The 8,340-nt window shown below is 42.4% G+C and carries 10 protein-coding genes; 7 read left to right on the forward strand and 3 right to left on the reverse strand.

Annotated elements, in window-relative coordinates; translation table 11 throughout:
• Nucleotides 1–31: 31 nt before the first annotated feature.
• From NO991_RS19915 to murA, 4 genes are read left to right on the forward strand one after another with little or no spacing between them, the layout of a single operon-like run.
• Nucleotides 32–679, forward strand: coding sequence for a phospholipid-binding protein MlaC (locus tag NO991_RS19915; protein WP_371352324.1), 648 nt, complete (start codon nucleotides 32–34; stop codon nucleotides 677–679).
• Nucleotides 672–965: a lipid asymmetry maintenance protein MlaB gene (locus tag NO991_RS19920; protein WP_054554170.1), complete on the forward strand. Its 294-nt coding sequence runs from the start codon at nucleotides 672–674 to the stop codon at nucleotides 963–965. The genes NO991_RS19915 and NO991_RS19920 overlap by 8 nt, the downstream gene beginning before the upstream one ends.
• A 5-nt stretch (nucleotides 966–970) precedes the next feature.
• On the forward strand, nucleotides 971–1,228 hold the full coding sequence (locus NO991_RS19925; protein ID WP_054554171.1) for a BolA family protein: 258 nt from the start codon (nucleotides 971–973) through the stop codon (nucleotides 1,226–1,228).
• A 15-nt stretch (nucleotides 1,229–1,243) separates the two neighbouring features.
• A complete protein-coding gene (gene murA, locus NO991_RS19930) occupies nucleotides 1,244–2,503 on the forward strand; it encodes a UDP-N-acetylglucosamine 1-carboxyvinyltransferase (RefSeq protein WP_138602006.1) in 1,260 nt (419 codons plus the stop codon).
• Between the two features lie 67 nt (nucleotides 2,504–2,570).
• Here the strand turns inward: murA and NO991_RS19935 are convergent, their stop codons facing one another.
• From NO991_RS19935 to NO991_RS19945, 3 genes are all read right to left on the reverse strand, one after another.
• The gene (locus NO991_RS19935) at nucleotides 2,571–3,653 is read right to left on the reverse strand and encodes a trypsin-like peptidase domain-containing protein (protein WP_166339581.1); all 1,083 of its coding nucleotides are present in this window, start codon (nucleotides 3,651–3,653) and stop codon (nucleotides 2,571–2,573) included.
• 98 nt (nucleotides 3,654–3,751) lie between these two features.
• Nucleotides 3,752–5,104, reverse strand: a complete 1,353-nt coding sequence (locus NO991_RS19940; protein ID WP_138602010.1) for a Do family serine endopeptidase — start codon at nucleotides 5,102–5,104, stop codon at nucleotides 3,752–3,754.
• A 123-nt stretch (nucleotides 5,105–5,227) separates the two neighbouring features.
• A complete protein-coding gene (locus NO991_RS19945) occupies nucleotides 5,228–5,671 on the reverse strand; it encodes a YhcB family protein (protein ID WP_055020791.1) in 444 nt (147 codons plus the stop codon).
• Between the two features lie 178 nt (nucleotides 5,672–5,849).
• Between NO991_RS19945 and zapE the strand changes: the two genes are divergently transcribed.
• From zapE to rpsI, 3 genes are all read left to right on the forward strand, one after another.
• Nucleotides 5,850–6,938, forward strand: coding sequence for a cell division protein ZapE (gene zapE / locus NO991_RS19950; protein ID WP_054554176.1), 1,089 nt, complete (start codon nucleotides 5,850–5,852; stop codon nucleotides 6,936–6,938).
• A gap of 331 nt (nucleotides 6,939–7,269) precedes the next feature.
• Nucleotides 7,270–7,698 (forward strand): 50S ribosomal protein L13, encoded by a 429-nt coding sequence (rplM, locus tag NO991_RS19955; protein WP_054554177.1) that lies wholly within the window; start codon nucleotides 7,270–7,272, stop codon nucleotides 7,696–7,698.
• Nucleotides 7,699–7,706: 8 nt separating this feature from the next.
• Nucleotides 7,707–8,099 (forward strand): 30S ribosomal protein S9, encoded by a 393-nt coding sequence (gene rpsI, locus NO991_RS19960; protein WP_095209788.1) that lies wholly within the window; start codon nucleotides 7,707–7,709, stop codon nucleotides 8,097–8,099.
• Nucleotides 8,100–8,340 lie beyond the last annotated feature (241 nt).

Genomic DNA, 8,340 nt, shown 5'->3' on the forward strand with positions numbered 1-8,340 from the left:
TATGTTTAAGAAGTTTTTAGTATGTTTGGGCATGCTGTTGACGTTAAATGTCAATGCAGCTGATGCAAATATTGATTTAAAAGATCCTTATAAAATGGTGCGTAAAGTATCTGATCATACGTTTGCGCGTATTTCTAAAGATCAGCCTCTAATTGCGAAAGATAAAGAGCATTTACGCGTTATCGTTGAAGAAGAGCTGATGCCTTACATAGACTACAAATATGCTGCACTGCGCGTATTAGGTAATCATGTATCAAAGGTGCGCGCTATCGAAGATAAAGAAGAAAAAGCGAAAGCAATTAAAGAGTTGCAGCGCTTTATTGATGTATTTCAAAAATATTTAATCGCCACTTACGCTGGCGTGTTTACACAGTACACTAATCAAAGCGTTGAGTTCGCACCTGCGCAGCCTTTCAAAGGCCAAGATGTCGTAGTAGTGAAAACAAAAATTGTTGAGCCGGGTAAGCCAGATATTAAAATCGATTTTAAGGTACGCGAGGATCGTGATGGTGATTGGCGAGCCTATGACATGATTGCGGAAGGTATTAGCTTATTAGATGCTAAACAAAGTGAATTACAAGGTATTTTACGCCAACAAGGTATAGAATATGTGAGTGATTTATTGGAGCAGAAGAGCCAGTTGCCAGTTCAGTTCAGAGGTGAAGGTGGCAATGAGTAAAGTCGAGATTACTCAACTTGAAGAGAACCAGTTTCGAGTCAGTGGCGAACTGACTCGAAATTCAATTGGTCGTGAACGGCTTCTGAACGTTAAGCCAGATACTAAGCATAAAACATGGTATTTTGACCTTTCTGGGCTTTCTAGGGTTGACACGGCGGGCTTAGCTTGGTTAATTCACTCTTTCGCAGAATTAAAGCAGCAAGGCATTCACCTTGAACTGCAAAATAGCCCTGAGCAATTGCAAAACTTAATGCAGTTGGGTCAGGTCACAAACTTATTTGAGTGAGATTTATGGAAACGAGCCAAGTCGAAACGTTATTACGCGACGAATTAAAACTAGATGAAGTGATTGTTAAAGCAAATGGTAGCCACTACGAAGTGATTGCTGTTGGTGAGTGTTTTGATGGTTTATCTCGCGTGAAGAAGCAACAGTTGGTTTATGCTCCGTTAATGTCAACAATCTCAGACGGTACAATCCACGCTGTATCTATCAAAGCGTTCACACCGACTGAATGGAAACGCGAACAAAAATTTATTTTACCTCAATAGTCGCAGGACCTCCTAATGGATCAATTTGTTATTCAAGGTGGCACCTCGCTGGCAGGTGAAGTCACTATTTCTGGCGCTAAAAATGCCGCTCTTCCAATTCTTTTTGCTGCGCTTTTAGGGCAGGGCAAAAGTACCTTTAGTAATGTTCCTCGTTTACGCGATATCGGCACCACAGAAGCCTTGTTAAAAACGCTGGGTGCAAATGTCGAATGGCAGCAAGACAAACTAATCATTGATGGTGCGACGGTTGATAAAACGCTTGCACCGTACGAGCTGGTAAAGCAAATGCGTGCCTCTGTGCTTGCATTAGGCCCTTTAGTTGCCCGTTTTGGCCAAGCGCAAGTATCACTGCCAGGTGGTTGTGCGATTGGTGCCCGCCCAGTTGATATCCATATTCAAGGCCTCGAGCGCATGGGCGCTATCATCAAGGTTGAAAATGGTTACATCAACGCTAAGGTTGATGGTCGCTTAAAAGGTGCTGAAATCTTTATGGAGATGGTCAGTGTTGGCGCAACAGAAAACTTACTAATGGCAGCAACGCTGGCTGATGGTAAAACTGTACTTGAAAATGCCGCTCGCGAACCTGAAATTACCGATCTTGCTAATTGCTTAATTGCGATGGGTGCGAAGATCAGCGGTGCAGGCACTAGCCGTATCGAAATTGAAGGGGTTGAGTCACTATCGGGTTGTGAGTACAGCATTCTTCCTGATCGCATTGAAACAGGTACCTTCTTGGTTGCGGCGGCAATGGCTGGCGGTGAAGTGCTTTGTAAAAATACAGACCACCATAGTCTTGATCCTGTGATTGAAAAACTACGCGCTACCAATGCCTTGGTTGAAGTCACTGATAACAGCATTTATCTTGATATGCGTGGCCGCGAATTAAAAGCAGTTAATATTAAGACTATGCCACACCCGGGTTTCCCTACCGATATGCAAGCGCAGTTTACAGCTTTAAATGTGGTAGCGAAAGGCAGTGCAACCATCACAGAAACGATTTTTGAAAACCGTTTTATGCACGTACCAGAGTTACAGCGTATGGGCGCAAACATTCGCTTAGAAGGTAATACGGCAATTTGTGGGGATACAGAAAGCCTATCAGGCGCGCAAGTGATGGCAACTGATTTACGTGCTTCAGCGAGCCTTATTTTGACAGGGATCGTTGCTCAAGGTGAGACTATTGTTGACCGCATCTATCACGTAGACCGTGGTTATCAACGCATTGAAGATAAGCTGAGTGCGCTAGGTGCTAATATCAAGCGCCGTTCAAGCTAATCGCTAAGACTTCCAAAAAAGGCCTAACAAGTGTTAGGCCTTTTTTGTATCTGTATTACCTAAGTAACTACTGCTCGTCTTCGAGTTCTGCAACAGTCACCATTACTTTTAAGATTTTGCCATTGCGATATACTTCAAACTCAAGTTCTTTTCCTGGCTCTGTATTGGCCAGTTTCTCGAGCACTTGTTGTGGGTTTGCTACTGCAATACCGCCAATTTTAACTACAATATCTGTTTCTCTAATACCTGCTTTCCAGGCTGGGCCAAATGGATCAAGTTGAGAAATACGCATACCTGCAACAGGCGTAAAGTTATCGCTAACATCTTTACCTGTACTATCAATGCCGGTGCCACTAAAGCCTAAATAGCCACGTACGACACGGCCATGCTTTATTAGTTTATCCATCACATCTTTGGCAATCGAGTAAGGCACCGCAAAGAAAATACCCTGAATATCGAGATTTTCATGAGTTTTAAATTGTGCCGAGGTAATACCGACTAAGTCACCTCTTGAATTGACTAACGCGCCACCTGAGTTGCCCACGTTAATCGCAGCATCCATCTGTAATAGGCTGCTGTAAGGGCTATCGATTAAGTTTTGTTTACCCGTCGCACTGATAATACCTTGGGTAATGGTTTGACCTAAGTTAAGCGGGTTACCTATCGCTAAAACAACATCACCTACACGTGGTTTAAATTTATCGTTCACTGGAATCTTTGGTAAATGCTCAGCGCTGATCTTTAACAGTGCTAAATCTGTTTGAGTATCAAAACCAATCACTTGTACATCATAAAAACGACGGCCATCAGCGAGTGTAACGATAATGAGATCGGCATTTTTGATTACATGGTAGTTAGTCAAGATATAGCCGTCTTGGGTCATGATCACACCAGAGCCAAGAGCTTGAACGGTGTTTTGACGTTTATAGCGCGGTTGATTGGAAATGCTTTCTGAAAAAATAGTAACAACCGACGGCGCTGCTTTTTGTACTGCATCAGCAAAGCTCATATGTTCAGAGGATATCGCTGCAGGTAAATTCATATCTGGTAACAGTGTGCTACGAAGGCTTGGGCTAAATAAAACCACTAAAAAGGCAATGCCTAAACCAGTGAAAAGCGGTGGAAGGATAAATTTTAAAAGTTTCAGCACAGTATTCTTATTATCAGTGAGCAATCCCTTAATGATGGCACAAAAAAAATAACAGCGGCAAGCACCGCTGTTATTTTTTCATGATTTATCAACTAGGTTTACTGAATAAGTACGAAAATAAGCTCTCTACCTCGTTTAACACCTAGTACGATGTTACCTTTGGTATTTTCGATGATCTTATTCATGTCGCGGATTGTTTCAACGCGTTGACGGTTCACTTGCATGATCACATCACCTTCTTCAAGGCCGACACGAGCAGCTGGAGAACGCGCTTGTACGCCGGTTACTTCAACACCCTTACCATCACTCTTCTGGGTATTTTCTAATGTCGCTCCTTGGAAAGCTGGGTGCGTTTCTTCGCCAGCAGCAGTCGTTGCTGATGCACCATCTAATGTGACATTAACGGTTTTGATTTTGCCATCTCGGTAAATGCCCAGTTTTACTTTTTTGCCTTCGCCAAGGGTAGCAATTTTACTGCGTAATTCATGGAAACCACTAATTTCAGTACCATCAACGCTAATGATTACATCACCCGCTTTGATACCCGCTTTACTTGCTGCTGTATCATCCATTACTTGCATAACGTAAGCGCCTTGTTTTACGTCTAGCTGTTGTGCTTTAGCGAGGCCTGCATCAAGTGGTCGACCTGAAATACCCAGCGAGCCACGACGCACTTCACCGTGCTCGATGATCTGGTCAACAAGGTTTTTCATCATGGTAGATGGAATGGCAAAACCAATCCCCACATTACCACCTGATGCACCTAAGATAGCAGTGTTGATACCAATCAGTTCACCATTAAGGTTCACTAACGCGCCGCCTGAGTTGCCTTGGTTGATAGCTGCATCGGTTTGAATAAAGTCTTCATAGCCCTCTATATTTAAACCGCTACGGCCAAGGGCACTGACGATACCTGATGTTACTGTGTGACTTAGACCAAATGGATTACCAATGGCAACTGCAAAATCACCTACACGTAACTGATCTGAATCGGCAATTTTAAGCGCTGTTAAGTCTTCGGCATCAATTTGCAGCAAGGCAATATCTGACTCTTTATCACTACCAATTTTGGTCGCGTCATATTCGCGGCCATCTTCTAAGGTCACCACCATTTTTTCGGCATCTTCGATAACATGGTTATTAGTAACCACGTACCCTTCGTCTGCATCAATGATCACACCTGAGCCTAGGCCACTAAATTCACGCTTTTGACTGCCACCACGAGGAACACCAAAAAAGTCATCAAATGGAGTCGCACGGCGGCGAACTTCTTTGGAGCCTGATACTTGAATGCTCACCACGCCCGGTGTGATTTGCTCAAGCATAGGTGCGAGGGTTGGCAATTGTTGACCATTTACAGCAACAGGAAGTTTTGCCATTGAAATTGCAGGGCTTAATAATAAGCTAGAAGATAAAATAGCAGCACTGATAACAGATAATTTCATTTTCATAGTCTGGGTTTACTCCACTTCAGAGATAAAGCAAAAACTAAAAAGGGCTGCATAAGCAGCCCTTTTCTTGGTTTAGATATAAAGCTGTTATATCTAATGACTATGGGGTCAAAAAAAAGTTCATCAAGAGGCTTTAGAATGTTCTGAAACTTTCTCTGAGCCAGTGAACAAGCCCGTTTCACCAACAACATAGTCAGCAGGCTGAGCTTCAGCACTTGAACGATCGCCTCTGCGGTCTTGTAATGAGTTTTGTAATTGCTCAGTTGTTTCTTTAGAAAAGAACGGCTCATTTGGGTGCTGTTTTTTATCAGCAAGTAGCAGTTTATTTGTTTCTTCTACATGGTTCAGTAGCTGGTCGTAGTTATCTTTCATTTTAGATACTAGCTTACCTGTGCTCGCTAGATGATCAGCTACATCTTGACGATATTGTTCAAGTGCATTGTTAGCTTGCTCGACTTGTTGTTCTAGTTCGTCTTGCTTAAATTGTTTTTTGGTTACAAAAGCACCAATGAAGAATGCTGAAATTGCAACGATGATTAGAATACCTATCCAGGTAATTGTGCCCATAAATCTACCCCTTTGGGAAAAAATAACAAAAACAAATGCTTTAAAAGCATTTATAGTCCAATCATTATTAAAAAATGCTTAATTTGATTGTGAAATCATACTGCGGGCTAATATACCCTGAGATACGATGCGTGTTAATATACTGTGCAAATTTAACTGTGTTTTATTGTAACGACCTATGACTCCTTGGCAGAAATACCAACAAGATTTACAACGTGAAGACTTTGTACATGATGCAGCGCAAGAAAATGCAGTGCGCCATTTGCAAAGACTCTATGATGACCTAACGGCAGACAAACCGGCCGCGAAGGGGTGGTTTGCCAAACTATTCTCTAAAGATAGCACGCCAAGTATAAAAGGGCTGTATTTTTGGGGCGGAGTAGGTAGAGGTAAGACCTATTTAGTTGATACGTTCTACGAAGCTTTACCTACTGATCGTAAGATGCGTGTGCACTTTCACCGTTTTATGCATCGCGTGCATGATGAGCTGAAAAAGTTAAAAAATACCAGTAATCCATTAAATGTGGTTGCAGATATCTTTAAATCAGAAACAGATATTATCTGTTTTGATGAATTTTTTGTGCAAGATATCACTGATGCAATGCTGCTAGGTGGTTTGATGGAAGCCTTATTTGAGCGCGGCATTGTGCTGGTAGCTACGTCAAACATCGTGCCTGATGAGCTGTATCGAAACGGTTTGCAACGCGCACGTTTCTTACCAGCAATTGAGTTGGTAAAAGCCAACACCGAAATTGTTAATGTAGACTCGGGGGTTGATTATCGCTTACGTACCCTTGAGCAAGCCGAAATTTTCCATAGTCCGCTTGATAAGCAAGCTGATGATAATTTATTTGAATACTTCGATAAGTTGTCACCTGAGCCGGGTGTGCTCGATAAAGAAATTGAAATTGAAGGGCGGATGATCAAAACCCGTAAAGTGTCTGACTGTATTGCTATGTTTGAGTTTAGTGAACTATGCGAAACAGCCCGCAGCCAAGTTGATTACATGGAAATAAGCCGACTTTATAACACGGTGATTTTGTCGAACGTAAAAGCTCTTGGGCAAGCCAATGATGATGCCGCACGTCGTTTTATCGCGTTAGTGGATGAATTCTACGAGCGTCATGTTACGCTGATTATCTCTGCTGAAAAGCCAATAACCGAGCTATATAGCGAAGGTAACTTAAATTTTGAATTTAAGCGCTGTATTAGCCGACTACAAGAAATGCAATCGTTAGAATACTTAGCAAAAGAGCATTTAGCGTAGTAGAGCTGTCAGCTTTCAGCCGAACGGTGTTGAATGTAAGGCGCGCCAAGCAAGCGTGACGCCTACGATTGATGTAGGCTTGAAATTTATTTCGCGCGCACTTAGCTGATAGCCGATTTTCTCGAATAAAAAACAACCATCATATAGCAATGTGGTTCAAGTGCTGGTATACTCCCGCGTCTGCCACGTTGCGTTCTATTGCCAGATATTAGTTTAGCCTCTAATTGATGGCTCAAAGTCTTAAACTCGAAGGGGTTAAAGCATTCAACTTAGAGCGGTAATTAATAATAATTACCTGTGGTTTTAATTAAAAAACATTGGATTTTAATAAATGAAAACGTTTGTTGCTAAGCCAGAAACAGTAAAACGTGACTGGTACGTAGTTGACGCTGAAGGTAAAACTTTAGGTCGCATCGCTACTGAAATCGCTCGTCGCCTACGCGGTAAGCATAAAGCTGAATACACTCCTCACGTAGATACTGGTGATTACATCATCGTTATCAACGCTGAGAAAGTTACTGTTACTGGTAATAAAGCAAAAGACAAAATGTACCACGCACACACTGGTTTCCCAGGTGGTCTTAAGTCTACTACTTTCGACAAGCTTCAAGCTGCAAAGCCTGAAATGATCATCGAAAAAGCTGTTAAAGGCATGTTGCCACGTGGTCCTTTAGGCCGCGCAATGTACCGTAAACTTAAAGTTTACTCAGGTACTGAGCACAACCATGCTGCACAACAGCCTCAGGTTCTAGACATTTAAGGAGCACTATCATGGCAAATCAATACTACGGTACAGGTCGTCGTAAAAGTTCAAGTGCTCGCGTATTCTTACGCCCAGGCACTGGTAACATCGTAATCAACAAGCGCTCTCTAGAAGAGTACTTCGGTCGTGAGACTGCTCGCATGGTTGTTCGTCAAGCATTAGAGCACGTAGAAATGACTGAAAAGTTTGACCTACACATCACTGTTTCAGGTGGTGGTACAACTGGTCAAGCTGGTGCTATCCGTCACGGTATCACTCGTGCACTTATGGAGTTTGACGAGTCTCTACGTCCTACACTTCGTAAAGCAGGTTTCGTTACACGTGATGCACGTAAAGTTGAGCGTAAGAAAGTGGGTCTTAAGAAAGCACGTAAGCGTCCACAATTCTCAAAACGTTAATATTTACGTTTATCAGAATACCAAAAACCCAGCTTCGGCTGGGTTTTTTGTTTTTGGAGCTGCCAGCTTTCAGACGTCAGTTTTTAGCAGATCGAGAGGGGGTTCCATCATTTATGCTTTTAAACAACAATAGCTTTACATTCATTTCTCGGGTTTTAAGCTTTTGATAGCTGATAGCTGATAGCTGATAGCTGATAGCTGATAGCTGATAGCTGATAGCTGATAGCTGATAGCTGATAGC

Source organism: Pseudoalteromonas sp. DY56-GL22, assembly GCF_041414715.1.
Taxonomy (GTDB): domain Bacteria; phylum Pseudomonadota; class Gammaproteobacteria; order Enterobacterales; family Alteromonadaceae; genus Pseudoalteromonas; species Pseudoalteromonas simplex.